The following is a 25,564-nucleotide window of genomic DNA, read 5'->3' as shown; positions in this document are numbered from 1 at the left end:
GCGTGTCACATCCAGAGCGCCGGAGGGAGGAGCGGAGCGGACACGCCCGGCGCGCCGTCTCCGGATAACCCCGGGATCGCAAGCATCGAGAGCCACGGCGACACCCGGCGCGACCGCGTCACCGCCACGGCCACCACCACGGCTGCCGCGGCGGCCAGCGACCGTCTGAGGACACGCTGACGGCTCCCTTTCCGTAGGCTGGACGGATGGAACTCGGTGTCTACGCGGTGATCGCCGTCGCGGTGATCGTCGGCGTCGCCGCCTTCGCCCGCAAACTCGGTGTCGCCGCGCCCATCATCCTCGCGGTCGTCGGCGTGACGCTCTCCTGGCTGCCGGGAGTGCCCGAGATCGTGGTGCCGCCGGAGGTCATCCTGGACGGCCTCCTGCCGCCCATCCTCTACGCGGCGGCGATCAGCGTGCCGCTCACCGATTTCCGCCGCAACCTGGCGCCGATCGCCGGGCTCTCGATCGTGCTCGTCATCATCACGGCCTTCGCGGTCGGGTTCGTGCTGTACGCGCTGCTGCCGGACCTCAACCTGGCCGCCGCGATCGCCCTCGGCGCCATCATCAGCCCGCCCGATGCCGTCGCCGCGACCTCGATCGGCCGCAAGCTGGGCCTCCCTCCGCGCCTGCTGACCGTGCTCGAAGGCGAAGGTCTCGTCAATGACGCGACAGCGCTGGTACTGCTGCGCACGGCGCTGGCCGCCGCGGTCGGCGCGCTCGCGACTCCCCTGGACGGCGTGCTCGACTTCCTCTCCGCCGTACTGATCGCGCTCGTGATCGGTCTCGTCGTCGGCTTCCTGTCGGTGTGGGTGCGCTCGAAGCTCAACGACACCGCGCTCGACACCGCGCTCTCCGTCATCGTGCCGTTCGCCGCGTTCGCGCCCACCGAAGCGCTGCACGGCTCCGGCGTGCTCGCCGTCGTCATCACGGGCCTGTACACCGGTCACGCGTCGTCGAAGCACTTCACCGCGCAGGCGCGCATCTCCGACCAGATCAACTGGCGCACCATCCAGTTCCTGCTGGAGAACGGCGTCTTCCTGCTCATCGGCCTGGAGCTGCGCACACTCATAGCGGATGTCGAGCACCCGGAGGTCCTGAGCGTGTGGGATGCCGTGGGCATCGGACTGGTCGGGCTTCTCTGCCTCGTCGCCATCCGCTCGCTGCTCATCGTCCCGCTCATCTACTTCTTGAAGCACCGCGGCGAACGGGCAGAGAAGAGCGTTTTGCGGGAATGGCTGATGATCAGCTACTTCCGCGACCATCCCGTTCGCTTCCGCTGGCAGGCGATCCGCAAGCAGCGGGCCGAACTCCGCTACGAACGCCACCGGAGCGACCTCGAGGAGTTCCGCCAGGAGGCGATCGACTGGCGCGGCGGCATCGTCCTCGGCTGGTCGGGGATGCGCGGCGTCGTCACCCTCGCAGCCGCGCAGTCGCTGCCCGCGGACATCCCCTACCGCCCGCAGCTCATCCTCATCGCCTTCACCGTCGCGTTCGTCAGCCTCGTGCTTCAGGGTGGGACGCTCCCCGGGCTCATCCGCGCCCTCGGCGTGCAGGGCATCGACGCGAAGGACGACCGGCGTCTGCTCGCCCAGCTCCTCGACGACCTCAGCGAGACCGGCCTCGCCGTGCTGGACGATCCCGAGGCCACCTCTGGAAGCGCGAAGCCCGTCGACCCCGAGGTGGTCGAACGGGTGCGCCAGACCACCTACCTCGGCGCCGAGGCCGCCTGGGAGCGCATCATCCTCTACGACGAGCCGGCGGAGTCCCGCCCGCACCATGTCTACCGCACGCTCCGGCTCGCCGTCGTCGACGCCGAGCGCGATCGCCTGCTGCTCGAACGCTCGCGCGGCGCCTACCCGTCGCGCATCCTGAGCGAGGCGCAGGCGATGCTGGACATCGAGGAGACCCGCCTGCGTTCGCGCGCACGGTAGCGCCCGAGCAGCTGCCTCGAAGACGATCCAGAGCGCTTTGCATCCTCCGTTGCAGACGCCGATGTGACGCCCTTGCGGGTGCTGAGCCGCAGGCGGACCTTTTCTTTTTTATGAACTCAAACCAAGTTTTTTTGATGGGCTCAAAACAAGCCGATAGGCTCGGCGCATGGACACGGCACAGCTGGAGGACACGCTGCGCTCCGCCGGCCTGCGGGTGACCCGGGGACGGCTCGCCGTCCTCAGCGCACTGAGCGACCGCCCCCACTCCGACGCGGAGACCGTGCTTGCGGCGGTGCAGCCCGCACTGCCCGGCACGTCGATCCAGAACATCCACAACGTTCTCGGCGACCTCACCCTCACCAGGATGGTGCGGAGGATCGAACCCGCCCACTCACCCGCGCTCTACGAGCGGCGGATCGGCGACAACCACCACGTCGTCTGCACCCTGTGCAGCACCGTGGCGGATGTCGACTGCGTTGTGGGGCACGCGCCCTGTCTGCGTCTCTCGGAGGCGGCGGGGTTCGCGGTGGACACGGCCGAGGTGACGTTCTGGAGGCTGTGCCCGTCCTGTCAGGAGAGCACGGCGGCAACCCCGTCGCGCTCCGAATGAGATGAGGAAAACTATGTCGGAGAACCACACGACCACGCAGACCGGGACACCGGTCGCCAGCGACGCCCACTCGCTCACGGCGGGCCAGGACGGCGCGACCGCCCTGCACGACCGCTACCTGGTGGAGAAGCTCGCCCAGTTCAACCGCGAACGGATCCCCGAGCGGATCGTACACGCGAAGGGCGGCGGCGCGTTCGGCACGTTCGCTGTCACCGGCGACGTAACGGCGTACACGAAGGCGGCGGTCTTCCAGCCGGGCGCGAAGACGGAGACCGTGCAGCGGTTCTCCTCCGTCGCGGGCGAGCAGGGCTCGCCCGACACCTGGCGCGACGTCCGCGGCTTCTCAGTGAAGTTCTACACGTCCGAGGGCAACTACGACATCGTCGGCAACAACACCCCGGTCTTCTTCATCCGCGACGGCATGAAGTTCCCCGATTTCATCCACTCGCAGAAGCGCCTCCCGGGCTCCGGACTGCGGGATGCGGACATGCAGTGGGATTTCTGGACGCTCTCCCCCGAGTCCGCCCACCAGGTCACCTACCTCATGGGCGACCGCGGCCTCCCCCGCTCCTGGCGCACCATGCCGGGCTACGGCTCGCACACGTACCAGTGGATCAACGCGGCAGGCGAGCGCTTCTGGGTCAAGTACCACTTCCACGCGCTTCACGGCAACGAGGAGATGCACGGGGCCGAAGCCGAGAAGATCGCGGGCGAGGACGCGGACTACTACCGTCGCGACCTGTACGAGGCGATCGAACGCGGCGACTTCCCGGCGTGGAAGCTCTCCGTGCAGGTCATGCCCTACGAGGACGCCAAGACCTACCGGCTCAACCCGTTCGACCTCACCAAGGTGTGGCCGCACAGCGACTACCCGCTGATCGAGGTCGGCGTCCACACGCTGAACCGCAACCCGGAGAACTTCTTCGCCCAGATCGAGCAGGCGGCGTTCTCGCCGGCGAACACGGTCCCCGGCATCGATATCTCCCCCGACAAGATGCTCACGGCCCGGGTCTTCTCCTACCCGGACGCCCAGCGCTACCGCGTCGGCACGAACTACAACGAACTGCCGGTGAATGCGCCGGTCGCGCCGGTACACAACTACTCGCAGGACGGCGCGGCGCGCCACGGCTTCAAGGCCGCGGAGGCGCCGGTCTACGCGCCGAACTCGTTCGGCGGCCCGGTGGCCGACCCGGCCCTGGCCGGCGAAGGCTCCTGGGAGTCGGACGGCGCGCTGGTCCGCGCCGCCGCCACTCTGCACGCCGAGGATGACGACTTCGGCCAGGCCGGTTCCCTCTACCGCGACGTCTTCGACGCCAAGGCCAAAGAGCGCTTCCTCGACACGATCGCCGGGGCGGTCGGCGGGGTGCAGCGCGACGACATCCGCGAGCGCGCCATCCAGTACTGGACGAGTGTGGACGCCGGCCTCGGCGGCCTGCTCCGTACACGGCTCGCGTCGGGGGTCACCGACGCCGACGAGGCGGCCGAGTTCGTGGGGGTCGCGGGCTGAGTCCGTTCCGGCGAGCGTTCCGGGCGAAGGGCGTCCCGCTTCGGCGAGGCGCCCTTCGCCGTTCCTCTGCGAGACGGCGGGGCAGACCGTGCGCGCGCCCGCTGCCGTCGCGGGCAGCAGCGCGCCCTCCGGTCAGCTTCGATGCGTCCCATTCCCCAACCCGGCAGCAGGGCGGATAATCGCGTCATGATCGATGAGGACCCGACCACCGCTCCACCCGCCCCCTCCCCGGCTGACGAAGAGGTCGCCATCGGCCACGCCGTCGATCGTCTGGCCGAGCGCTTCCCCGGAGTCGACCGCGAGCGCATCGTCGAACTCGTCCACGAGCACCACGACGATTTCTCCGGTGCCTCCGTGCGAGACTTCATCCCCGTACTGATCGAGCACGACGTGAGACGAAGGCTCACCGCCGAGGCGGACTGACACGCGAAAGAAGACCGGAGATGCGCGCGTAGCGCATCTCCGGTCTGCCGCGCCGTGGCCGCCAGCTCACCGCGCGGCGAAGGCGCACTGCCACCGTCAGCCCGACGCCCAGAAGGAGGAGGGCGAAGCCGGCCCCCAGGAGCGGAAGGGCGCCGGTCGATCCCGTCCGGGCGAGCGCGCCCGTCTCCGCGGTCGTGTCGATCGTGGCTGGTGCGCCGGCCACCGGGTCGCTCCCGATCGGGACTGTCTTTCCATCATCATCACCGTCAGAAGACACGGCGCTGACGATGGAGAAGGAGACCTCATCCGAGGCGTCGCTCACCGAACCGGAGTCGCTCGCGGCGGTGGCACGGACCGTGTGTACCCCCTCGGCCAGCGCGGCGGAGGGCACGAACGACCAGAGACCGGCACTGTCGGCGCGGGTAGTCCCCGCGGTCACGCCATCGATGGTCACGGCGATGGTCGGCGTCCCGGTCGGCACCACGGCGCCAGCGGCAGGAGTGGAGATGACGGGAGCCACGGGCGCCGGCGCATCGACGGTGAGGGAGAGCACACGGGGGAGGGAGACGTTGCCCGCTGCATCCCGCGCGACCACCTGGATCGTGTGCGGGCCGTTCGCCAGAGCCGCCGCCGGGACGAACGTCCAAGCACCGGTGCTCTCGATCGGCGCTTCGCCGGCAGCCACTCCGTCGATGTGGACGACGAGCGTGGCGTTCGGCTCCGCCGTCCCGGTCAGGACGGGACGGGCGTCGGCGACGGTCGAACCGTTCGCCGGGCTCGCGATGAGCGGGCGCGCGGGTGCGGCGGAGTCGACCGTGAAGGCGACGGGAGCGGAGGCCGGGCCGGTCTCACCGCCGAGAGTCGCCGTCGCCTGGACGGTGTGCGCTCCGTCCGAGAAGGGGGCGTCGGGGATGAGGGACCATTCTCCCGCGGGCGATGCGATGGTCGATTCGGTCGACTCCGCCGCCGTTCCCGCGTCGAACGTAACGGCGATCACGGCGTCCGGCACGGCGGTTCCCTCGATGGTGGGCTGCGGGTGCGAAATCGTCGAACCCTCGGCCGGCGACGCGATCGCGGGAGCGGCCGCCGGGGCCGCGACGGCGGCTCCGGCAACGGTCAGTCCGAGGGTGAGGGCGGCGGCGGTCAGAATGGAGAGATGTCTTCTCCCGGGGAACTCCAGACGAGGGTCGGGATGCGATGTTAGTAACATTCTAACACATACAAATTCCGTTTGGAATATGAGTTGGGTAGCCCCCGGAACGGTCAGACCGGAATCAGCGTGTACTTCGTATCGAGGTACTCGTGGATGCCCTCCTCCGCCCCACCCTCACGGCCCAGACCCGACTGCTTCACACCCCCGAACGCCGCCGCCGCGTTGGACACCAAACCCGTGTTCAGCCCCATCATCCCCGTCTGCAAAGCCTCGATCATCCGCTGACCACGAGCAAGATCCCGCGTGAACACATAGGAGACAAGCCCGTACTCTGTGTCGTTCGCCCGCGCGACAGCCTCCTCCTCGGACGAGAACGACGCGATCGCGAGGACCGGTCCGAAAATCTCCTCGCGCAGAATCTCGCTGCCGGGCGTCACCTCCACCAGCACCGTCGGCTCGAAGAACGTCCCCGCACCGGCCATCCGCGAACCCCCGGTCAGAACGCGAGCCCCCCCCCGCCCGACAGCGTCCCCGACGAGCGCGGCCAAAGAGTCCACCGCCCGATCGTCGATCACCGGACCGATGCTCACCCCTTCCTCCGTGCCCCGGCCGACCCGCATCGCGCGCACCCGCTCCGTGATCCGGCGGGCGAATTCGCCGACGACGGACTCATGCACGAGGAACCGATTGGCGGCGGTGCAGGCCTGACCGATGTTGCGGAACTTCGCCACCATCGCGCCCTCCACCACCGCCTCCAGATCGGCGTCCTCGAAGACGACGAAGGAGCGTTCCCGCCGAGTTCCATCGAGGTGCGCAGCACGTTCTGCGCCGCCTGGGCAAGCAGGGTGCGGCCGGCCGGGGTGGAGCCGGTGAAGGAGAGCTTGCGCAACCGCGGGTCCGCGATGATAGGGGCGGAGAGGGCTCCGGAGGCGCTGGTCTGCACGACATTGACCACCCCGTCCGGCAGGCTCGCGTCGGCGAGGAGCTGCGCGAAGGCGAGCGTCGTGAGCGGAGTGAGCTCAGCGGGCTTGACGACGACGGTGCAGCCGGCGGCGAGAGCGGGGGCGATCTTCCGCGTCGCCATCGCGAGCGGGAAGTTCCACGGCGTAATGAAGAAGCACGGTCCGACCGGTCGCTGCGAGACGACCATCGTGCCGGTGCCTTCGGGGGTCGAGCCGTAGAGGCCGGCGGAGAGGACGGCCTCCTCGGAGAACCAGCGCAGGAACTCACCTCCGTAGGCGACCTCGCCGTTCGCCTCGGCCAACGGTTTGCCCATCTCGAGCGTCATCAGCAGCGCGAAGTCCTGACGGCGCTCCTGCAGCAGATCGAAGGCATGGCGCAGGATCTCGGCGCGGACCCGCGGCGCCGTGGCCGCCCACTCGCCGGCGGCGACGACAGCGGCGTCCAGGGCACGGAGGCCATCGTCCGGAGTCGCGTCGGCGATGCGCTTGATCACACGTCCGGTGGCGGGGTCCTGCACCTCGATCGGGTCGCGGGAGCCGTCCTCCCACACGCCACCGATGAACAGGCCGGACGGGACACGGTCAAGGAGATCGGCCTCGCGGGCGGTCGGGTCGAGTTCGGGGAGAGTCATACCGGAATCGTAAGGAGCCCGCCCTCACCGCCGTCTGGACGCCGCGTACAATTCTCGAGACAGGATTCTCCACCCTGTCAGATGGAACCGCCGATGCCCGCCACCCTCAGCCAGTTGCTCGCGCACCCCGAGTTCGGGCTGAGCGCGCTCACTCCCGCCACGGTCGGAGACCGGGACGCTCCGGTGTCGTGGGCACACAGCTCCGAGCTCGCCGATCCGACGCCATTCCTCTCCCCCGGTCAGGTCCTGCTGGTCACCCGTGTGCCGGAGGACGTGGAGCCCTACGTCGCGCGGCTCGTGACAAGCGGCGTCGCCGGGCTCGGCTTCGGCACGGAGGTGGTTTGCGCCGGGACGCCGGAGGCGCTCGTGGAAGCATGCACGCGACGAGGTCTGGCGCTGTTCGCGGTGCTGTATCGCACGCCGTTCATCGCGATCGCACGGTTCGTCGCCGACCGTGTCGCCGCCGACGTGTACGCGCGGAACATCTGGGCGCTGCGCGCCTCCCGGGCCATCTCGCTCGCCGCGCTGAGGCCGGATGCGCTCGGCGCCGTCCTCGCGGAGCTCGCCCGGCAGATCGAGCGGCCGGTCGCGCTGTTCGACGCCGATGGAGCCCTCGACCACGTGGCTCCGGCCGACTCGCTCGGCGTGCCGTCGCGCTCGACGCTCGCCGACGCCGCCGAGGCCCTGCTGCGCAGCCATCAGCGCGCCGCAGGGACAACCGAGACGGATGCCGGGCCGTTCGCTTTGCAGACGCTCGGCACGTCCGGTCGCCTGAGAGGCGTCCTCGCGGTCGGCTCCGACGGGCTCGACCAGGCCGCGCAGCAGATCGTCACCGGCGTCGTCGCCCTTGCCGGGCTCGCGCTCGAACGGGGCCGCGCGACGGACGCCGCCCGGTCCCGCCTGCGCACCTCGGTCTGGCGGGCCCTTCTCGCCGGTGAGGCCGGCCTCGCCGCCGCCGAGCCGGTTCTGGGCGAACTGCCCGGAGGACCGCTGCGCGTGGCCGTCCTCAGCGGTTCCGCCCTCGCAGCGGCGGCCGACTGGCTGGAGCGGCGTCCGCCATCCCGAACAGCTTCTGCAACGGAACCAGCGTCGTCAGCGGGTCTGCGGAGAACGCCTCGGCCACCGCCGGGTCCCGGCTGAGCCACTCGGCGCCGGTGGCGCCGAGATGCGCGTGCCGCTTGTTGAGGTCACCCGAGTTTATCGAACCGACGACGCGGTAGGCGGTGCCGCAGAGCACGGCCGCGTCGTACTCGTCGCTGTGCCCGTTGAGCACCATCTGCCCCATGAGCGAGCCCCAGCTGTGGCCGATGAGGACGAGCGGCAGGCCCGGGTTCTCGGCGCGGATGCGGTGGCCGAAATCGCGCAGGTCGCGAACGGCCGCCCGCAATCCACCGGAGCCGAGGCGACCGAGGCGGGCGGCGTCGCCGTTCCACTGCGGCATCCCTGTGCGGCCGTGGCCGCGGTGATCGTCCGCGTAGACGGTGTAACCGCGAGCCGCGAGGCGCCCGGCCAGCGCGGCGTACCGGTCGACGTGCTCCCCCACGCGCCAGCTGGACGACGGCTCGCGCATCCGCGGCCGGGTAGACATCGTAGAAGATCCGCAGGCCGTCGTCAGCCGTGTAGTCGCACTGCATCAGCCCATTCTGCCGTCAGCGGCCCGCGGACAGGGTTTATTTAGCACGTCTAATTTGATAGGCTAACTACCTATGAGCGCCCGCCTCTCCACCCACGACCTCAGCAGCGCTCTGCGCGTGGCCGTCGCGCGCCTCTCCCGCCGCCTCCGCGCCGAGAGGACGACGAGCTGAGCGACACGCAAACCTCCACGCTCGCCTTCCTCGTGCGCGAAGGCTCGGGCACGATCGGCCGGCTGAGCGAGCGCGTCAAGCCGCCGTCGATGAACCGCACGGTCAACCACCTGGAACGCGCCGGCTACGTCGAGCGCACCGCCGATGCCGACGACGGCCGCAAAGCGGTCGTCATCCCGACCGTGGACGGCCGCCGCCTCGTCGACGAGACCCGCCGCCGCGACGCCTGGCTGCACCAACGGCTGAACGCCCTCAGCGCCGGCCAGCGCGCGACCCTGGCCGAGGCCGCCGCGATCCTGCGAGAGCTCGCCGACTCGTGAGAGCGATGTTCCGCTCCCTCGCCGGGACGAACTACCTCATCTGGGCCGCCGGAGCACTCGTCTCCAACATCGGAACCTGGATGCAGCGCACGGCCCAGGACTGGATCGTTCTCACCCAGCTCACCCAGAACAACGCCACCGCCGTCGGCTTCGTCATGGCCCTCCAGTTCGGGCCGCAGTTGCTCCTGCTCCCCGTCACGGGATGGGCAGCCGATCACCTCGATCGGCGCAGGCTGCTCCTGGCGACGCAGGGGGCGATGGGGGCGCTCGGCCTCGGGCTCGGCCTCCTCACCGTCACCAGCGCCGTCCAGCTCTGGCACGTCTACGCCTTCGCCCTCGCGCTCGGCGTGGCCGCCGCCTTCGACGCCCCCGCCCGTCAGACCTTCGTCTCCGAGCTGGTGGCCGGGCCGAACCTGTCGAACGCGGTGGCGCTCAACTCGGCGTCGTTCAACGCCGCCCGGCTCATCGGACCAGCCATCGCCGGTCTCCTCACCGCCGCCATCGGCGCGGGCTGGGTCTTCCTCATCAACGCGGGGACCTTCGGCGCTGTGCTGCTCTCGCTGACCCTGCTGCGCCGCGAGCAGCTGTATCGCACCGAGCGGGCCAAGCGTTCCCCAGGAAGCCTCATCGGCGGGTTCCGCTACGTGCGACGGCGGCCCGACATCCTCGTCATCCTGATCATGGTGTTCCTGATCGGGACCTTCGGCCTCAACTTCCCGATCTTCATCTCGACCATGTCGGTGAGCGTTTTCCACCAGGGCGCGGGCGAGTACGGCGTCCTCTCCTCGATCATGGCGATCGGCTCCGTCGCCGGCGCCCTGCTGTCCGCCCGGCGCGAGCGGCCGCGGGTGGCGCTGCTATTCGCCGGCGCAGCCCTGTTCGGAGTGGGATGCGCGATAACAGCGGTCATGCCCGTCTACGGGCTCTTCGCCCTCGCCCTGATCCTCATCGGCATCTCCGCGCAGACACTCATGACCACCGCAAACGGCGCCATCCAGCTGACGACGGACCCGGCGCTCCGCGGTCGCGTCATGGCGATCTACATGGCGATCTTCATGGGCGGAACCCCCATCGGAGCCCCCATCGTCGGCTGGGTCGCCGACACCTTCGACCCGCGCTGGGCACTGGGCGTCGGCGCGGCCAGCGGCTTCGCGGCGGCACTCGTGGGCGAGCTCTACCTCGTAAGGCACCGCGGGATGCGCATGCGGTTCAGCGGCATCCGGCCGCACGTGACGATGAAGCCGCGCGAGCGGCTGCGCGAGGGACTGGAGGAGACCGAAGCGACGGCCACGCAGGCATCATGACCGCGGGCTTACCCATAGCCGCATCCCCGCCCCGTCAAATCTCACCGACACGGAAATCACTGTCTCTTCTCACTATCTTCCCGATGAGAGAACGACGCCCAAACGTCGGTGGCCCCTGGTCTACTTGAGCAAGAACCGAGGAGGAAGTGAGGTATAGATCGTGTCGCAGGTAGCAGTCCGACCCCTATCTCCACGGGTAACTTACGTTCGGAACCATCACGTTCCCGAACCCAATGGTTGCCGTCTCTGCGGAAAGCCGAAGGGCGCATTCCATAAGGTCCTCTGGTCTGACCCGTCGATAGACCCGCACATCTGGATCGAGCCCACAAATAGTCAGCGCAAGGCGCGCATGATCGCTCGGCGAAACGAACGACAGAATTCCTAGTAGTTCGCTTTCTCCACTAGCCGCTCGAAGATCTTGACGAGCTTGGGCGGCACATCGGCATTATTCTCTTTCAGGTCTAGCGCCATTCGATTCGACATCACAGGCTTACCGGCCGGGCCGTCGTAGCTTCCGCTCTTGAACAGTCCCAGGAGGGCGTCGCTGAACTTTTTCTGGGAGCGGAGTTCGGCGATATGCGCCGCTTGCCAGTTCTCCCCGTCCACACGTCGCCAGTGCCTGTTGGCAACGTCGGTCCATTCTTGATCGCTAAAGACATCCTCGAACTCCTGATCGCCGATATATAGCGCATCGTTCTCGGGGCAGAACCCTCTGGCCTTCATATTCTCGTCTGAGAAGATGTGCTTGGCAGCGGTCCGGGAGTCTTGGTCGACGAGGAAGACCACGCTTCTATCGTGGGTCTTCAGGAAAGAAGCGAAATCGGCCGCACCTTCGTTGTTGCGACACGCCCACAGGGCGATCCCGTGTGATTGAAGGTGCGACTTCATTGCGTGATGAAAGAGGATTGGGATGGCCGCTGCTTCAGTCGCCCCTTCGACCCCCCACGAAGAGACGTTCATGCAACAGGACCGTGTTCCTGAGGCCCAGTGAGGCCGCAATTGCTCCGAGATGCTTTCCCACAGCGGATTCGTCTGAGAGGCGGTCTACTGCCGTGCGGTGGTCTTCGTGGCGAATGTGTACCACGTCGGCAATGTCCACACCGTCGATCAGGTTCATCGAGTGGGTGGCGATGACCATCCGCACATTCGGGTTCTCGCACTGCTCGCGAACGAGCGTCATGAAGGCTCTCTGACGCACGTAGTCCAGGTGCGTGTCTGGCTCGTCGTAGAGAATGACGACGTCATCGTCCGAGCGTCCAACCAGGTCTGTTACGAACTCCCACACCGCGAGAGCGACGCGTCGAGATTTCCCGGCCCCGGTTTCTCTGAGATGCACGTTTTCGCCTTCGCGCGTGGCGAGACTCACCTCGACCTCTCGGAAGCTGGACCTGAGGTTGACCGACGGCAAGATTCGCACCTCACCCACATCGGGGCACCGCTCCCTGATGTGTCTCACTATGTGCTCAGCGTCTTTCGAGAGACGCTTCTCTAGTTCTATTTCCAGTTCCCGGACGCTGCCACTCAAAGAGTCGTCATTGATATGGGCGTCATACGCCGATTTCAAGGCCGACTGGATGACTGTCTCTGCCGCGGAGGCACCCCCGAGATCGAAACTAGCCACTCGCGGTAAGGCTCTAACAATCGCAGGACTCGCCACAGCCCACCCAAGAGTGCTGGGCGCGTTCGCCGCCGCCTCAGTCAGGGCGGAGATCATATCGTCCTTGACCCTCCTAGCAACGGTGATCCCCAACTCGTCAATGAGGTTCTTGAGGTACTCCGCCGATTGGGTTTCAAAGTCCTGAAGACGAGTGTCATCCGGGATAGCGCGAAGAACCTCGTACTTGGCGTCGCCCTGGTTCCGCTTGATTCGGCGGAGCTTCAGATCTCGATCGCACCCAAGTTCTGCTGCCTCCGCGGCGCTGAGGAGAAAGGCGCCTTCAACCAGGGTTTCCGCAACACGTGGCCGAGCGTGGTCCTCATCGTTTCCTTCGGGGACCCCGTTGGTCGAGAAGGTTGGATAGCGGTCTGTCAGGTCATAGCTGCGCAAGAGGAACTGGATCGCCGCGAGGATCGCCGACTTGCCAGCATTATTGTGCCCAGTCAACAAAGTAGGCGAGCCGATCGTCAAGTCCTCAAGGGCTTCAACGGAACGAAAGCCTCGGATCGAAACGGAGATCAGCTTCACAAGTTCCCCAATCATCATCGACGGATAGCAACCGTGTTATTCCCAATGTTATTTGCTAACACTCGCTTCGGGGAAGCGAATGCGTTTTCATTACGGGTGAGCTGATTGGATCGGCTTGAGATCGACCCGTGGCACTTCAGGGGCGCCTGCTGCACATCGGGGTGACAGCGTCACCTCTCCACACAGCAGACCCAAAAGCCACAAACAGGAGCGCCGCCAGCCACGTGCCGCGTTGTCGACAGAAGCAGCAGGGTTGCGGCAATCGCCGGCAACTCTCCGGTGTGCGGCTTGCCGATTGCGTCGACGCTCAGACTGCCGGGGCGTGAACGGGTGCGGAGGACGCTGTCGAATCCGTGTCCCCCACGCCATACACCCGCGCAGAACGGACTCGAACAGAGCCGTGCGCAGGCCCAGGGTGTATCGCTCACGCTCCAGGGAACCATCCAGCGCCACTGTGTTGACGAGGGAAATCACGAGAGTGGCGATCACTTCAGAACGGCGCACCTCGCCTGACTCCTCCTCAGGATCAAGCAGGGCCGCAAACGCCTCCTGAATCTGTGCGCGAACGATGTCACGGCTTCATCTATACAGAGCCGCAGACGTCTCATCTCGTGTCGCAAGGAGGGCGAGCTCCATAATCAGCAAATGCCACGCTTCGTCTCGTTCTGTGAGTTGAGCCAGACCACAAGCCAGCGATTGGACACTGAGCGACGACGTAGAACCGACCGATGTCGATGCTAGAACAGTCGTCATCTGATTCGTGAGCACGCGCGAGAATCGCTGTTCAATAAGGTCGAGCAGAAGAGCGGACTTCGAATCGAAGTTCGAGTAGAGCGCTCCCTTGTGAAGCCCGCCCGTTCGGCCACGTCGTCGAGTTTCGTCGACGCGTACCCGCTTCGAGTGAACTCCTCCTCCGCAGCCGCGAGGATCTTCGCTCTCACCGTCTCCCGAGTGGGACGCTTACGCGGCGATTTTGGCACAGTCCTCCTCTCCATACGCAGCACCCTGACGCGGGCACATCGCAACACTCGGTCCAGTCCGGAATTCGGTTCAGTCCGCAACTCGGATCGGCCGCTTCGCCGCTTCGATCACGCGCGCCCAGGCCTGCGAGCGTCCCCCATACTTTACCCCGATGGGGGCCGGGGGCAGCGAGAAGCCGTCCCAGCAACCACAGACGGGTCACACCGAGGTGAGCGGGCGCACCATGCACATCGTCATGTACGAGCACGTGTGCGTTCGAAACGAGTTCGCGGAGGTGGTTGACCTCTGTGACCGGAACAATCTCATCTTGCACGCTCGCAACGTAAGCGATCGGGATCCGCAGTGCCTGCCAGACATCGGGCGGCGGGGCGGTCGCCCGCAGAATCTTCCCCGCCTGTTCTGACGATGTGCCCAGTATCGAGGCCCAGGTGTCCGCCGTCGTCCGCGGAACGCGATCCCACAGTGTATCGTCGTCGAAGAACGCGCGGACCGGCCCGCCCACGGTTACGATCGCGCGCAGCCTCGGATCGGTCGCAGCAGCATGCACCGCGAGCGACAGCGAAAAACTGAGCGCCAGCACGCGCACATCGGCATCGGAGCCAACGCCGATGGCGTCCAGAACATCGCTGACGAACGATCGGTGCGATTCCAGGTAGGGCAGTGTGTTCTCGCCAACGCCCGGGGCCTCCGCGACCGCGATCGTGACGCCCAAGCGGCGCGCGATCGGAAGCATCTGCCCCCACTGCTCCTTGACGCTGACGATGCCGCCGATGATGAGGAGCACCGGACCCACCTGCGAACGGTTCGGCAACCACACCGCCGTGCGCCGCACCAGCGCATCATAGGTAGCGCTGGTGACTTTCCCGTTCTCGTCCGTGACCGACAACTCCGAACCCCACGCCGGGTCCAGCACCGTGCTCGAGGTCCACCCGACCGGATTCATGGTCTCCACCTTCGTCGTCGGCCCCGTCATCGCAGGCGGTCCGGACCCCAGCCGACCTGCGTCTCGGTCCACCACGCACCCACGCCGGTGAGCCGCGGTAGCGCTCGATCTGCATCCGCCAGCCCTGATCGTCGGTGAGGTGCAGGTGCAGGATGTTGAACCGGTGCAGGGCGATCAAGTCGACGTAGCGAAGGAGTTCACGTTTCGGCAGGAAGTGCCGCACAACATCCAGCATCACCCCGCGCCAGCGGAACGCGGCCGCGTCCCGGACCTCGCACGCCGGCGCCGCCCAGTACACGCCGGGCAGGGCAGCCGCGCGGTAGACGGCGGCGGGGAACAAGCTGGAGCAGCGTCTGGGCGCCGTGAGCGAGACCGGCCGCCCCTCCCGCGCGGACCCGCACACCGCCGGGAGCGACGGACAGACAGTACTCTTCGTCGCCGAGGGAGCCATCCCAGTCGAGCCGGATGCCGGGATCGTCCCCGTCGAGCCCGTAGCCCGTCGCCGCCAAGAGCTGCCCGCGCAGCCAGCCGGCCACACCCGCCGCCCCCGCCGACGCATGGATGCGCGCCCCCGGTCGCAGAACGTACTCGCCCGGCCGCTCTTCGAGGCTCAGCGGTCGCGGCAGCAGCCGCTCGGCGGCGCTCACGAGCGCTCCGGACGCTGACTGCGGACGGCCTCGTAGGTCAGCCGGAGCGAATCGGTCATCTGGTCGTACAGCCGCTGCGCGACGCGCACGAACAGGAAGTCCACCAGCGCCAGCTGCGCGGTGCGGCTGGCCATCGCCCCAGACCGGTAGAAGTTTTCCCGCGCCTGCGTCATGAGCAGCAGATCGCTGACGGCGGCGATGCTCGACTCGGGAACGTTCGTGATCGCGACGGTGGTCGCACCGGCGGCCCGCGCCACGGCGAGCGCGTGATTCGTCTCCCGTGTCTCGCCCGAGTGGGAGAAAGCGATGGCCACATTGCCCGGCTTCTGCAACGCGGCGGAGGAGAGCGCGAGGTGGGAGTCGACCGAGCAGAAGGCGGTGAGGCCGATGCGGGAGAGCTTCTGCTGGAGGTCCTGAGCGGTCAGGATGCTCGATCCGATGCCGTAGAGATCGACGCGCGACGCGGCGATGATCGCGGCGACGACGGCGTCCAGCGCCTCCGCATCGAGTTCGCGCGCGGTCCGCTCGATGGCGAGGGTCTCCTGGTAGGCGATCTTCGCGACCACCTCCTGCAAACTGTCGGAGGGGTCGATTTCGCTCTCGGTGAGTTCGAACCGCTCGCGGGTCGCCTGTTCCCGGCTGGTCGCGGCCGCGACAGCGAGCCGGAACTCACGGTAGCCGCTGTAGCGGAGCGCCTGGCAGAATCGGGCGATGCTGGCCTGCGAGGCGTCGCACACAGCGGCCAGCTCCGCGATGGTCAGATCGACGACACGCTGGGGATGCTCGATGACCGTCTGCGCGATGCGCGCCTCGGTCGCGCTCAAGCGTGGGACGGCTTGGCGGACGGCGGAGAGGACGTCAGACATCCCGCCCCGCCTCCGCGCCGGCAGCCAGCAGAGCGCCCCACCGGTGTGTACCGTTCTCTTCCGGCAGGCGCGCAGGGACGGCCGCGCCGGGAATCGTCTCGCACACCGGAGTGCGGCGAAGCTGGGCGGCGTTCTGCGGGTCAGCAACAGCCGGTCCTTTCGCCATATTGCTCGTTTGCATATTTTTCATGGTGTCGCCAGAGTGGATCGCTCGGCCAGTTCCAGACCGGTGATTCCGGTGAGCCGCCGGCCGGGCACGGTCCCCGGCGTCAGAGTCAGCTGCCCGAGCACGCGCGCGCGACCGATAGGGGTGCCCGGGAGGCCCACCGGGATGCCGTGCCACGAGAGGTAGCCGACCAGCGCGAACAGCAGCGATTCCTTGTGGTCCGCGTCGATCCCGAGCTCGTCGCTTGTCACGACCGGGATGCCGTGGAGCCCGAGCACCGCGCCGAGCGCCCGCAGCAGGGCCGGGTTCCGCACGCCTCCACCCGAGACGACCACCCGCGCCGGTGCTTGCGGGACGGCGAAGCGCACCGCGTCCGCGACCGTCCGCGCGGTCAGCGCCGTGAGCGTCGCGACCAGGTCGGCGAGAGGCGGCTCACTGCCGGCGATCGCCAGTACACGATCGACGACGGCGAGATCGAACATCTCCAGCCCGGTGCTCTTGGGCGGCGGCGCGGCGAAGTAGGGGTGCGCGAGCAGTTCCGAGAGCATCGCCTCGTCGGCCGTGCCCGCAGCAGCCAGGAGGCCGTCTGTGTCCTGTGTCTGCGCATCTCCGGTCGCCCGGGCCACGACGGCGGAGATCAGCGCGTTGGCCGGTCCGCTGTCGAAGGCGACCAGGCCGCCGTCTGGAGAGACGACCTGGACGTTGGCGATGCCGCCGAGGTTCACCGTCGCCACCGGACGGCCGGCGCGGACGGCCTCCCCCGCCAGCCACGCGCGGTCGAAGAGGCCCATCAGCGGGGCTCCCTCTCCCCCGGCTGCGATGTCGGCGGCGCGGACGTTCGAGAGCACCGGGACGCCGAGCCGTTCGGCAATCCATGCGGGCTGACCGATCTGCAGGGTCCCGCGGGCATGCCCGTCCTCGACCCAGTGGTGCAGCGTCTGCCCGTGCGAGACGGCCAGCTCGACGCCGCGCGACGAACGCGCCGCGGTCGCCGAACGAACGTGTCCCGATCACCGGATTGCGCGGGTTCGAGTTGACGTCGGCGACCGGTGCGAGAGCGACATTGGCTCCGGAGGCGCGCACCCGGCGGCCGAGCTCAGTCCCCGCGGCGCGGGTCACGGCCGCATCGTCGACCCGTCCGAGCTGCGCGAGGCCCGGCAGGGTCGAGCCGTGTGCGGCTTCGAGGCGCGTGACAGCGCCGCCCTCCTCGTCGATGCCGAGCAGAACGCCGCCGCCCACGGCCGATAGCCTCGCCGACAGCGTGGGGAGCTGAGCGGCATCGTCCGGGTCGATGTTGTTCCCGAAGTAGACCGCTCCGGCCAAAGCCCCCTCGAGCGCGCGCAACAGCCAGTCCGGGGCCGTCCGCCCGAGGAAGCCCGGCCAGAGCACGCTCGCGACGAGACGCCGCAGCGTGGGGTCGGCGGCGGCGCTCATCCCTTGACGGCTCCGGCGACCAGGCCGTTGGAGAGCCGGCGCTGCACCACGACGAAGAAGATCATGACCGGGAGGGTGATGATCGTGGAGGCCGCCATCACATAGCCCCACTCGTTCGCGTTCTCGCCGAAGAACTGCTTGAGACCGATCGCGACCGTGTAGTTGTCGCTCGCCCCGCCGAGCAGCGTCATCGCGAAGACGAACTCGTTCCACGCGGTGATGAAGGAGAACACACTCGTTGCGACCAGACCCGGCATGACCAGCGGGAACAGCACCGAGCGGAACATCCGCCACCAGCTCGCGCCATCGAGGTACGCGGCCTCCTCCAGTTCGACCGGAACCGCGGCGACGAAGCCGCGCAGCATCCAGATGCCGAACGGCAGCGAGAGGGCCATGTAGACGATGATGAGGCCGAGCAGCTGGTTCAGCAGTCCGAGATCGCGCACCTGCACGAACAGCGGGATCACCAGCGCCTCCAGCGGCACCATCTGCACGGTCAGCACGATGAACAGGATGGCCGTGCGGAACTGGAACTTGAAGCGCGCCACCGCGACCGACGCCAGAAGCGCGAACGCCGCCGACAGCAGCACCACGGAGACCGCGACAATGGCCGAGTTGCGCAGGAAGACATCGAAGCCGCCCTTGGTGAGCACATAGGCGAAATTGTCGAAGGTGAACTCCTGCGGCACAAGCGACTGGCCGCCGCTCGACGCCTGCTTGTCGAACGCGCTCGACAGCATCCAGTAGACCGGGAAGAGCGTGAAGATCAACAGCAGCGTGACGAAGACCGCTTTGGCGATGTTCCCGCGAAGTTTGCGCGTCACAGCTTCTCCTCCTTCAGCATCGTGCGGACGTAGATCACGGTGATCGCCAGCAGCACCAGTGTCAGCAGCACCGCGATGGCGGAGCCGAATCCGTAGCGGTTCTGGCCGAACGACTCCACGTACGACCAAACGCCGAGGTTCAGCACCGGGCGGTTCGAGCCCGAGCCCCCCGGCATGAGGTAGACCTGCGCGAACACTTTGAAGTCCCAGATGGTCGACAGGATGATGACCACTGCGAACACCTGCTTGAGCGAGGGGACGACGATCGAGAAGAATCGGCGGACAAGTCCCGCGCCGTCCATCTCCGCTGCCTCCAGCGTCTCTTTCGGCACACCGAGAAGTCCCGCGAGAACGATGATCGCCACGAAGGGGAACCCGTGATGGACGATGTTCAGCAGCACGATCGCGTAGAAGCTGATCGGGTTGGTGAACCAGTTGAAGGACTCGTCCATGAGCCCCAGGTTCTTGAGCGTCTGGTTGACGATGCCGTTTTCGGCGTCGAAGATCCAGATCCAGACATAGATGCCCGTCACAGCGGGCATCGCCCAGGCCACCATGATGGCGCTGCCCACGACGGTGCGCCAGACCGGGCCGAGGTTGGCCATGAGCACGGCGACGAGGGTGCCGAGCGCCACGGTCCCCACGACCGAGAGGATCGCCAAAACGACGGTGTTCGGCAGTGCGACCGTCCACAGTGTGGCGTTTCCGAAGACCTCGGCATAGTTGGCGAAGCCGACGAAGTTCGTCTTGCCGCTGACGATCTCGCGAAGGCCGTAGTCCTGCAACGAGATCAGAACCACACGGGCGAGCGGCCACAGGAGCAGCACCGCCAGCACGGCGAGGGCGGGAGCGAGCAGGAGCCACGGCCGGCTCACGCTCAGGAAGCTGCGGCTCCGCTTCGGACCGGGGGCGACCGACACACCGGCCGCGCGCTGTGCGCACGGCCGGTGTGTCGGGACGAACGTCGACGGTCATCGTCCTACTTGCTGTTCAGCAGGTCGGTCATCTCCTTGGCGGCGTCCGACGTGGCCTGCTCGACCGTCTTCTGCCCGGAGAGGATCGCTGGGATCATCGTGTTGGTGGTCTGCTTGGCCTGGACCTTCCCGAAATTCGGCGTGACCGGCAGCGAGGCGCCACCGTCGACCATCTGGGTCGCGAAGGGCTTCACCATCGGGTCGTCCAACTTCATGGTGTCCTTAACCAGCGAGTTGAGGCCGGCGAAGTAGCCGATCTGCTCGGTCCACTTCTTCTCGAACGTGCCCGTGGTCATCATCTCGATGAACTTCCAGGCGAGGTCCTTGTTCTTGGCCGTCTCGAACATCGAGAGGTGGGAGCCGCCGAGCACGGACGGGCTGATCCCGCTGCTCTTGCCGGGGATGGGCGTCGCACCGATCTTGTCCACCAGGTCGGGCGCATTCTTCGCCACGGTCGCAGGCGTCCAGGAGCCCTGCAGCGACATGGCGACCTTGCCCTTGTTGAAGTTGTCGATGACGTCGGTCTCCTTCCAGGTGGTCGCCCCGGCGCTGGAGAAGCCGTACTTGGTCTGGAGGTCGGTGTAGAACTGGATGCCCTCGCGCGACTTGGCGGAGTCGAGCTGCGACGTCCACTTGCCGTCCTTCTCGGTCGCGACCTGGCCGCCCGCTCCCCACACCCACGGGCACACGCCGAACTCGGCGTTGCCCGGCACGACGAACGGCATCATGTCGGGCTTCGCGGCCTTGATCTTCTCGGCGGCCGCGACGATCTCGTCCCAGGTCTTCGGGACCTCGATGCCGAGCTCCTGGAAGACATCCGCGCGATAGACCAGCGAGCGCACGCCCGCGTACCACGGCATGCCGTAGAGGTCGCCGTCATAGGTGCCGGCCTCCTCAAGACCCTTCACGAGGTCCTTCTCGAGGTCGGCCTTCTTCACGTAGTCGCCGATCGGGGCGAGGGCGCCGACGTCGGCCAACTCGGCCGTCCAGGTTGTTCCGGTCTCGGCAACGTCCGGGGTGGTGCCACCGGCGATGGAGGTGACGAAGCGGTCGTGCGCATCGGCCCACTGGACGAACTGCACATCGAGCGTAGCGCCGGTCTCCTTCTTGAACTCGTCGCCGACCTCCTTGAAGAAAGAGGTCGATTCAGGGTTGGTCCCCTGCATGATCCACACGGTGAGCTTCTGGCCCTTCGCGTCGATCGGGCCCCATCGCCGCTGTCGCTGGAGCAGGCGGTGAGCCCGAACACGGCGACGGTGAGTGCGGCGATGGAGAGATAGCGCTTCTTCATGGTGCTGTCTCCTCCTTGAAACGGAAATAGTGATCGCAGAATGCGTCCGCTGATGAAACTATCCTTCATAAGGGGTGTCGATTTTGCAAGTTTGTTCCACCGTCATGCATGCATTTACGGGCGCTCGAAAAGAAACGCATTCAGTAGGTGATGAGCGCCCGGTGCGGCTGCGCCCGCTTGCCGCTGCCACAGGGACGTCTCTGCCGCCCGACTCGCCTCCTCAGCGGCAGCGATCCCGGCCCGGCCGCCCGCACCGGAACGACACCGGGGAATGGTGTCGCCCGCCGGCCCCCGTCCTGTCGCCGCCCTGGCAAAAGTGCGCACCGAATCGACGATCAGTTCTTGCCTCGTTGCGGTCGGCCCACCCTGGCCCACCGGGCCCAAACCGATAGGGAAGGGCCGCTGCCCGGCAGGTCAGCGGACCCCGCTCATCATCCGCAGCACCCACGGGCTCAGCACCGCGAGCGCGATTCCGACCACGATGGCGGCACCGCCGAGGATGCCGAAGTAGATCCCCTCCGGCAGCTCCTTGTACAGCTCCGCCAGCTGCCCCGCCATGGCGGTTCCGAGCGACACGGAGAGGAAGTACAGCGCCACCATCTGCGCCTGGAACGAACGCGGCGCGAGCTTCGTCGCGGCCGAGAGCCCGACCGGCGAGATCAGCAGCTCCGCGACCGTGAACACAAGCAGGATGCCGACCAGCGCGAGCAGCGGCGTGCTGTTCTCCCCACCGCCGGCCCAGATGATGAACAGCCAGAACGCGAGGCCCATGACCACCGTCCCGGCCGCGAACTTGATCGGCGTCGACGGCTGTTTGGCCCCCCACTTCGTCCAGATCGCCGCGAACACCCCGGACAGGACGACGACGAAGATCGGGTTGATCGACTGCACCCAGGAGACCGGGAAGACCCAGCCGAAGAGGTTACGGTCCAGCCGCTCGTCCGAGTAGAACGTCACCACGGTGAACTGCTGCTGGTACAGCGACCAGAACGCCGCGTTCGTGACGAAGAGCGGGATTAAGGCCACGATCCGGCTGCGCTCCTCGCCGCTCAGCGCCCTCGAGCCCAGGATCACGGCGCAGTACGCGATCGCGGCGACGATCACAACGCCGATCACGCACAGCGCGAGGTTCTCTGCGGTGATGACCCCGGTCAGCACCAGCGCCAGGATGAGGATCGCACCCGCGACGCCGACCCCGGCCACGAGAGGGTAGAGCTTCGCGGGCAGCGGGTTCGGCACTTCGCGCACCCGGTCCGGAAGCCGCTTCCGGCCGAGCGAGTACTGGACGAGCCCGATCGCCATACCGACCGCCGCCAGGCCGAAGCCCCAGTGGAACCCAAGCTTCGACTGCAACAGCCCGGTCAGCAGCGGCCCGAGCAGAGCGCCCAGGTTGATGCCGAGGTAGAAGATCGAGAAGCCCGCGTCGCGCCGCGAATCGCCCTCGTCGTAGAGGGACCCGACGATCCGCGTCGCGTTCGCCTTCAGGCCGCCGCTTCCGATCGAGACGAACACCAGACCGGCGATCACGCCTGCGACGCCCGGCAGCACCGCGAGCGCGAGGTGCCCGGCCATGATGACGACGGCGCTCCAGAACAGCACCCGCTCCGAACCGAACACCCGGTCCGCGAGCCACGCCCCCAGGATGGTCGAGAGGTAGACGACCCCACCGTAGGACCCCACCACGCCCGCCGCCGTCCGCTGGTCGACTCCGAGCCCGCCGAGCTCGACCGAGTAGTAGAGGTAGATGAGCAGGATGCCCTGCATCCCGTAGAACGAGAACCGCTCCCACAGTTCCACCCCGAAGACGTTGGCAAGCGCCCGAGGCTGCCCGAAGAACCCGTGGCCGAGGGGCTCCCGGGTCTTCGCCAGAGAACTGTCACTATTGCTGATATTACTGGTATTACCCATGCCGCAATACTCCCACACCGGGCACCCGACGTGAATCACTGAAGCCGCGCGCGACCGTGGCGTTCTCCGCGAAGAGCTGCGGACGGCCTGACCGGCCCCGACACGATCGCCGCGTACATGTTCGGGACGCGAGTGGAGACGAACTGGGCCGTCGGCAGCCCGACCGTCTACCGCGGGGAGTGGGACGGCAAACCCTATGAGGACAGGGGCACCATCCTGGAGTCCGTACACGGCCACCGCCTGGTCACGAGCTACTACAGCCCGCTCAACGGCAAGCCGGACGCACCCGAGAGCTACCCGACCATGTCCTACCTCCTCGCCGACGACGGCGACGGGACGCTCCTGACCATCGCCCAAGACGGCTGCGCCGACGACGCCGAGGCCGAGGATAAACGACAACTGGGCGATGACACTCGGCTCCCTGAAGTCGGTCGTCGAGGAAGCCTGACACTCGTTCTGCGAGAACGTTCAGCCGACACCCAGCACCGGAACGCGAGAACCGAGCGCCGGCACGGCGAACAGTGGCACGATGGGCGCATGAAGCTGCTGGTTGTGGAAGACGATCCGGACATGAGGGGCCTCGTTCAGCGCGGTCTCGCCGCCGAAGGCTACGATGTCACGCTGATGACCAACGGCGTGGACGCGCTCATCGCGCTGCGCGACGACACCTACTCGGCCGCCGCCATCGACGTAATGCTCCCCGGTATGAGCGGGTTCGAGCTGTGCCGGCACATCCGCGATTCCGGCACAGCCATGCCCATCCTTCTGCTCACCGCCCGAGACGCGATCGAAGACCGTGTTCACGGCCTGGACTCGGGAGCGGACGACTACCTCACCAAACCCTTCGCGTTCGCCGAACTCGCTGCCCGAGTCCGCGCGCTGCTGCGCCGGGAGCCCACCGGGATGAGGCCCCAGATCATCGTCGGCCGTCTCACGATCGACTCCCACGAGCACCAGACGCTCGTCTCCGGCCACGAGATGCCGCTCAGCCGCCGCGAGTTCACCTTGCTGCGCCTCTTCGCGACCAACCCGGACAAGACACTCTCCCGCGCGGACATCCTGGAGTCGGTGTGGGGCACCACCGAGAACATCGGCACCAACGTCATCGACCAGTACGTCTCATACCTGCGGAAGAAGCTGGATGTCGCAGGCGCGGGCCTGTCGATCGTCACAGAGCGGGGACGCGGCTATCGCCTGGACGCGAAGAACGCGCTGGAACCGAAACCGTCTGGCGGGGCCGCGGAGGCCGCGGCACCATGACCTGGCTGCGGAGGCTGTCGATCACCTCCCGGATCACGATCGGCAGCCTCATCGTCTCCGCCCTGTTCGGCCTGGCGGCGGTCCTCGTGATCCGGGTGGGCGTCTCCTCCATCCTGCACAACGCGACCGTCACCCTTCTCACCAACGACATCAGCGGGCCCGAGGCGTCCGTGCAGAAGAATCCCGACGGACCGTTCGACCTGCCCGGCGGCGGCCAGGAGCTCGCGGTGGTCGGCGCCGACGGCCAGTTGCTCGAGACGACGCTCCCCTCCGCAATGGCGGCCCGCGTCCCGCAGTTGCTGGGTCTCGGAGACGACCCGACCACGGTGCAGATCAGAGACGACCAATACCTCGTCCTCGTCCGGAGCGTCCAGACAACGGCCGGGGCGATGCACATCATCGCCGCGCGCAACGACGAGACGACAGCCCTCATCCTGGACCGCCTCACCCTGGCGCTGCTCGTCGGCGCGGGCATCGTGGTCCTCAGCTTCGGGGCCGCCTCCTGTCTGCTCACCCGCACTGCGCTCCGGCCGGTGAGCAGGATGCGCGAACAGGCCGAGCGCATCGCCGGCTCCGAACGCGCGGGCCGGGACGAGTCGGCCGGCCTCCTCAGCGTCGGCCCCGCACGCGACGAGCTCTCTGAGCTCGCCACGACGCTAAACGATCTCATCCGCCGGCTGCGCGCCTCTGCCGAACGCGAGCGCCAGATGGTCTCCGATGCCAGCCACGAACTCCGAACCCCCCTGGCCGTCCTCCGCGGACGTCTGGAACTCGCGGAGCTGAATGCCGGCGACCCGGACGCTCTGTTGGCAGACATCCGCTCCTCCCACGCCACCACGATCCGTCTCGGCCAGCTCGCCAACAACCTGCTGGAGCTTTCTCGCATCGAAGCGGGCCCGGCAGACGGCCGCATCGGCTGGCGCACCCTCGTGGACGAGCTGACCGATGCGATCGACCGCGCACGCCTCCTCGTCAGCAGCGACGAGGACTCCGGCGACATCTCCGTGGACTTCTCCTACGACCCCCAGCGCCGACCCGGCCCTTCGGCCCGCATCGCCCTCTCCCCCACGGACTTCGGCCGCATCCTCGACAATCTGCTCGGCAACGCCATCACCGCCATCCGCGCCATGCCTGCCGACCGCCGCCACGGTGAGGCCATCGTCACCGCCGACCTCACCGTGGCCGAGGATTTCGCCCTCCTCACCGTCCGCGACACGGGCCCCGGCATGCCCGAGGAGTTCATTCCGGTCGCCCTCGACCGCTTCACCCGCGCCGACGACGCCCGCACCTCCCAGTCCGGGACGGGCGGTGGACTCGGGCTCGCCATCGTCTCCGCCCTCGCCGGCGCGGCCGAAGGCTCGGTGCGCCTCACGAACGCGGATGACGGGGGCCTGGTGGTCGTCGTGCGGCTGCCGCTGGTGACGGAATAGGGTCC

At 67.5% G+C, this 25,564-nt stretch carries 22 protein-coding genes and 5 pseudogenes; 9 read left to right on the top strand and 18 right to left on the bottom strand.

Translation table 11 applies throughout. The annotated features are described in order from the left end of the window. Window positions 1-206: 206 nt before the first annotated feature. The 4 genes from LXX_RS01340 (at window position 207) to LXX_RS01325 (ending at window position 4,474) form a co-directional block, all read left to right on the top strand. Window positions 207-1,934: a cation:proton antiporter gene (locus tag LXX_RS01340; protein ID WP_041766959.1), complete on the top strand. Its 1,728-nt coding sequence runs from the start codon at window positions 207-209 to the stop codon at window positions 1,932-1,934. A 166-nt stretch (window positions 1,935-2,100) separates the two neighbouring features. Continuing rightward, window positions 2,101-2,544: a Fur family transcriptional regulator gene (locus tag LXX_RS01335; RefSeq protein ID WP_011185314.1), complete on the top strand. Its 444-nt coding sequence runs from the start codon at window positions 2,101-2,103 to the stop codon at window positions 2,542-2,544. Between the two features lie 13 nt (window positions 2,545-2,557). Next, window positions 2,558-4,051: a catalase gene (locus LXX_RS01330; protein WP_011185313.1), complete on the top strand. Its 1,494-nt coding sequence runs from the start codon at window positions 2,558-2,560 to the stop codon at window positions 4,049-4,051. Between the two features lie 186 nt (window positions 4,052-4,237). After that, the gene (locus LXX_RS01325) at window positions 4,238-4,474 is read left to right on the top strand and encodes a three-helix bundle dimerization domain-containing protein (RefSeq protein WP_041766957.1); all 237 of its coding nucleotides are present in this window, start codon (window positions 4,238-4,240) and stop codon (window positions 4,472-4,474) included. Here LXX_RS01325 and LXX_RS01320 read toward each other — a convergent pair. Both LXX_RS01320 and LXX_RS01315 read right to left on the bottom strand, forming a co-directional pair. Then, the gene (locus tag LXX_RS01320; RefSeq protein WP_011185312.1) at window positions 4,455-5,684 is read right to left on the bottom strand and encodes an Ig-like domain-containing protein; all 1,230 of its coding nucleotides are present in this window, start codon (window positions 5,682-5,684) and stop codon (window positions 4,455-4,457) included. The genes LXX_RS01325 and LXX_RS01320 overlap by 20 nt on opposite strands. Before the next feature lie 53 nt (window positions 5,685-5,737). After that, window positions 5,738-7,221: pseudogene (locus LXX_RS01315) on the bottom strand (NAD-dependent succinate-semialdehyde dehydrogenase). An 81-nt stretch (window positions 7,222-7,302) separates the two neighbouring features. Here LXX_RS01315 and LXX_RS15140 point away from each other — a divergent pair. Continuing rightward, window positions 7,303-7,662: pseudogene (locus LXX_RS15140) on the top strand (PucR family transcriptional regulator ligand-binding domain-containing protein); the annotation flags it as partial. A gap of 565 nt (window positions 7,663-8,227) precedes the next feature. On the opposite strand, the gene LXX_RS15135 reads toward LXX_RS15140, so the two are convergent. Continuing rightward, on the bottom strand, window positions 8,228-8,809 hold the full coding sequence (locus tag LXX_RS15135; RefSeq protein WP_011185311.1) for an alpha/beta fold hydrolase: 582 nt from the start codon (window positions 8,807-8,809) through the stop codon (window positions 8,228-8,230). 249 nt (window positions 8,810-9,058) lie between these two features. Between LXX_RS15135 and LXX_RS01300 the strand changes: the two genes are divergently transcribed. Both LXX_RS01300 and LXX_RS01295 read left to right on the top strand, forming a co-directional pair. Further along, complete coding sequence (locus LXX_RS01300; protein WP_011185310.1) at window positions 9,059-9,346, top strand: MarR family winged helix-turn-helix transcriptional regulator; 288 nt, start codon at window positions 9,059-9,061, stop codon at window positions 9,344-9,346. Between the two features lie 5 nt (window positions 9,347-9,351). After that, window positions 9,352-10,650 (top strand): MFS transporter, encoded by a 1,299-nt coding sequence (locus LXX_RS01295; protein ID WP_041766953.1) that lies wholly within the window; start codon window positions 9,352-9,354, stop codon window positions 10,648-10,650. Window positions 10,651-11,031: 381 nt separating this feature from the next. Here the strand turns inward: LXX_RS01295 and LXX_RS01290 are convergent, their stop codons facing one another. The 15 genes and pseudogenes from LXX_RS01290 to LXX_RS01245 all read right to left on the bottom strand — a co-directional run bounded on the left by LXX_RS01290 (window position 11,032) and on the right by LXX_RS01245 (window position 22,869). Beyond that, window positions 11,032-11,436, bottom strand: a complete 405-nt coding sequence (locus tag LXX_RS01290; protein ID WP_011185308.1) for a hypothetical protein — start codon at window positions 11,434-11,436, stop codon at window positions 11,032-11,034. Window positions 11,437-11,472: 36 nt separating this feature from the next. Continuing rightward, window positions 11,473-11,538: pseudogene (locus tag LXX_RS16475) on the bottom strand (hypothetical protein); the annotation flags it as partial. A gap of 34 nt (window positions 11,539-11,572) precedes the next feature. Then, entirely contained in the window at window positions 11,573-12,835 is a 1,263-nt protein-coding gene (locus LXX_RS01285; protein WP_176714802.1) for an ATP-dependent nuclease, read from the bottom strand. Window positions 12,836-13,584: 749 nt separating this feature from the next. Beyond that, window positions 13,585-13,830 carry a TetR/AcrR family transcriptional regulator gene (locus LXX_RS16470; protein ID WP_081423049.1) on the bottom strand — a complete coding sequence of 82 codons (246 nt, stop codon included), beginning with the start codon at window positions 13,828-13,830 and terminating at the stop codon, window positions 13,585-13,587. After that, on the bottom strand, window positions 13,773-14,702 hold the full coding sequence (locus LXX_RS12485) for a hypothetical protein (protein WP_223227681.1): 930 nt from the start codon (window positions 14,700-14,702) through the stop codon (window positions 13,773-13,775). The genes LXX_RS16470 and LXX_RS12485 overlap by 58 nt, the downstream gene beginning before the upstream one ends. Next, window positions 14,656-15,099, bottom strand: a complete 444-nt coding sequence (locus LXX_RS15130) for a family 20 glycosylhydrolase (RefSeq protein WP_223227741.1) — start codon at window positions 15,097-15,099, stop codon at window positions 14,656-14,658. The genes LXX_RS12485 and LXX_RS15130 overlap by 47 nt, the downstream gene beginning before the upstream one ends. A gap of 49 nt (window positions 15,100-15,148) precedes the next feature. Continuing rightward, window positions 15,149-15,406 (bottom strand): annotated as a pseudogene (locus tag LXX_RS16465) (glycoside hydrolase family 20 zincin-like fold domain-containing protein); the annotation flags it as partial. Beyond that, entirely contained in the window at window positions 15,403-16,272 is an 870-nt protein-coding gene (locus LXX_RS01270; RefSeq protein WP_011185307.1) for a MurR/RpiR family transcriptional regulator, read from the bottom strand. The gene LXX_RS01270 and the pseudogene LXX_RS16465, both read right to left, overlap by 4 nt. Next, complete coding sequence (locus LXX_RS14000; protein WP_141692891.1) at window positions 16,265-16,453, bottom strand: hypothetical protein; 189 nt, start codon at window positions 16,451-16,453, stop codon at window positions 16,265-16,267. The genes LXX_RS01270 and LXX_RS14000 overlap by 8 nt, the downstream gene beginning before the upstream one ends. Before the next feature lie 5 nt (window positions 16,454-16,458). After that, window positions 16,459-17,397, bottom strand: a complete 939-nt coding sequence (locus tag LXX_RS15120; RefSeq protein ID WP_081423046.1) for an anhydro-N-acetylmuramic acid kinase — start codon at window positions 17,395-17,397, stop codon at window positions 16,459-16,461. A 22-nt stretch (window positions 17,398-17,419) separates the two neighbouring features. Further along, a pseudogene (locus LXX_RS15115) lies at window positions 17,420-17,872 on the bottom strand (glycoside hydrolase family 3 N-terminal domain-containing protein); the annotation flags it as partial. After that, on the bottom strand, window positions 17,869-18,696 hold the full coding sequence (locus tag LXX_RS01260) for a carbohydrate ABC transporter permease (RefSeq protein WP_011185306.1): 828 nt from the start codon (window positions 18,694-18,696) through the stop codon (window positions 17,869-17,871). The pseudogene LXX_RS15115 and the gene LXX_RS01260, both read right to left, overlap by 4 nt. Further along, a complete protein-coding gene (locus tag LXX_RS01255) occupies window positions 18,693-19,616 on the bottom strand; it encodes a carbohydrate ABC transporter permease (RefSeq protein ID WP_011185305.1) in 924 nt (307 codons plus the stop codon). The genes LXX_RS01260 and LXX_RS01255 overlap by 4 nt, the downstream gene beginning before the upstream one ends. A 59-nt stretch (window positions 19,617-19,675) precedes the next feature. Continuing rightward, window positions 19,676-20,836, bottom strand: coding sequence for a sugar ABC transporter substrate-binding protein (locus LXX_RS01250; protein WP_041768041.1), 1,161 nt, complete (start codon window positions 20,834-20,836; stop codon window positions 19,676-19,678). A 539-nt stretch (window positions 20,837-21,375) separates the two neighbouring features. Next, window positions 21,376-22,869 carry a peptide MFS transporter gene (locus LXX_RS01245; protein ID WP_011185303.1) on the bottom strand — a complete coding sequence of 498 codons (1,494 nt, stop codon included), beginning with the start codon at window positions 22,867-22,869 and terminating at the stop codon, window positions 21,376-21,378. A 117-nt stretch (window positions 22,870-22,986) separates the two neighbouring features. Here LXX_RS01245 and LXX_RS13220 point away from each other — a divergent pair, with 117 nt between their 5' ends. Both LXX_RS13220 and LXX_RS01235 read left to right on the top strand, forming a co-directional pair. After that, window positions 22,987-24,129, top strand: coding sequence for a response regulator (locus LXX_RS13220; protein WP_081423045.1), 1,143 nt, complete (start codon window positions 22,987-22,989; stop codon window positions 24,127-24,129). Further along, entirely contained in the window at window positions 24,126-25,559 is a 1,434-nt protein-coding gene (locus LXX_RS01235) for a sensor histidine kinase (protein WP_011185301.1), read from the top strand. Before LXX_RS13220 ends, LXX_RS01235 begins: the two co-directional genes overlap by 4 nt. Window positions 25,560-25,564: the final 5 nt, after the last annotated feature.

The sequence above is a fragment of the Leifsonia xyli subsp. xyli str. CTCB07 genome, assembly GCF_000007665.1.
Classification (GTDB): domain Bacteria; phylum Actinomycetota; class Actinomycetes; order Actinomycetales; family Microbacteriaceae; genus Leifsonia; species Leifsonia xyli_C.
Note: the sequence above shows the minus strand (reverse complement) of the source record. Positions and strands in the feature narration are given on the sequence as shown.

Bases quoted from the DNA above. Each gene is read 5' to 3' on its own strand.
- LXX_RS01340 (WP_041766959.1), top strand. From the start codon at position 207: ATGGAACTCGGTGTCTACGCGGTGATCGCCGTCGCGGTGATCGTCGGC.
- LXX_RS01335 (WP_011185314.1), top strand. From the start codon at position 2,101: ATGGACACGGCACAGCTGGAGGACACGCTGCGCTCCGCCGGCCTGCGG.
- LXX_RS01330 (WP_011185313.1), top strand. From the start codon at position 2,558: ATGTCGGAGAACCACACGACCACGCAGACCGGGACACCGGTCGCCAGC.
- LXX_RS01325 (WP_041766957.1), top strand. From the start codon at position 4,238: ATGATCGATGAGGACCCGACCACCGCTCCACCCGCCCCCTCCCCGGCT.
- LXX_RS01320 (WP_011185312.1), bottom strand. From the start codon at position 5,684: ATGTTACTAACATCGCATCCCGACCCTCGTCTGGAGTTCCCCGGGAGA.
- LXX_RS15135 (WP_011185311.1), bottom strand. From the start codon at position 8,809: ATGTCTACCCGGCCGCGGATGCGCGAGCCGTCGTCCAGCTGGCGCGTG.
- LXX_RS01295 (WP_041766953.1), top strand. From the start codon at position 9,352: ATGTTCCGCTCCCTCGCCGGGACGAACTACCTCATCTGGGCCGCCGGA.
- LXX_RS16470 (WP_081423049.1), bottom strand. From the start codon at position 13,830: ATGGAGAGGAGGACTGTGCCAAAATCGCCGCGTAAGCGTCCCACTCGG.
- LXX_RS01270 (WP_011185307.1), bottom strand. From the start codon at position 16,272: ATGTCTGACGTCCTCTCCGCCGTCCGCCAAGCCGTCCCACGCTTGAGC.
- LXX_RS14000 (WP_141692891.1), bottom strand. From the start codon at position 16,453: ATGCAAACGAGCAATATGGCGAAAGGACCGGCTGTTGCTGACCCGCAG.
- LXX_RS01250 (WP_041768041.1), bottom strand. From the start codon at position 20,836: ATGCAGGGGACCAACCCTGAATCGACCTCTTTCTTCAAGGAGGTCGGC.
- LXX_RS01245 (WP_011185303.1), bottom strand. From the start codon at position 22,869: ATGGGTAATACCAGTAATATCAGCAATAGTGACAGTTCTCTGGCGAAG.
- LXX_RS13220 (WP_081423045.1), top strand. From the start codon at position 22,987: ATGTTCGGGACGCGAGTGGAGACGAACTGGGCCGTCGGCAGCCCGACC.
- LXX_RS01235 (WP_011185301.1), top strand. From the start codon at position 24,126: ATGACCTGGCTGCGGAGGCTGTCGATCACCTCCCGGATCACGATCGGC.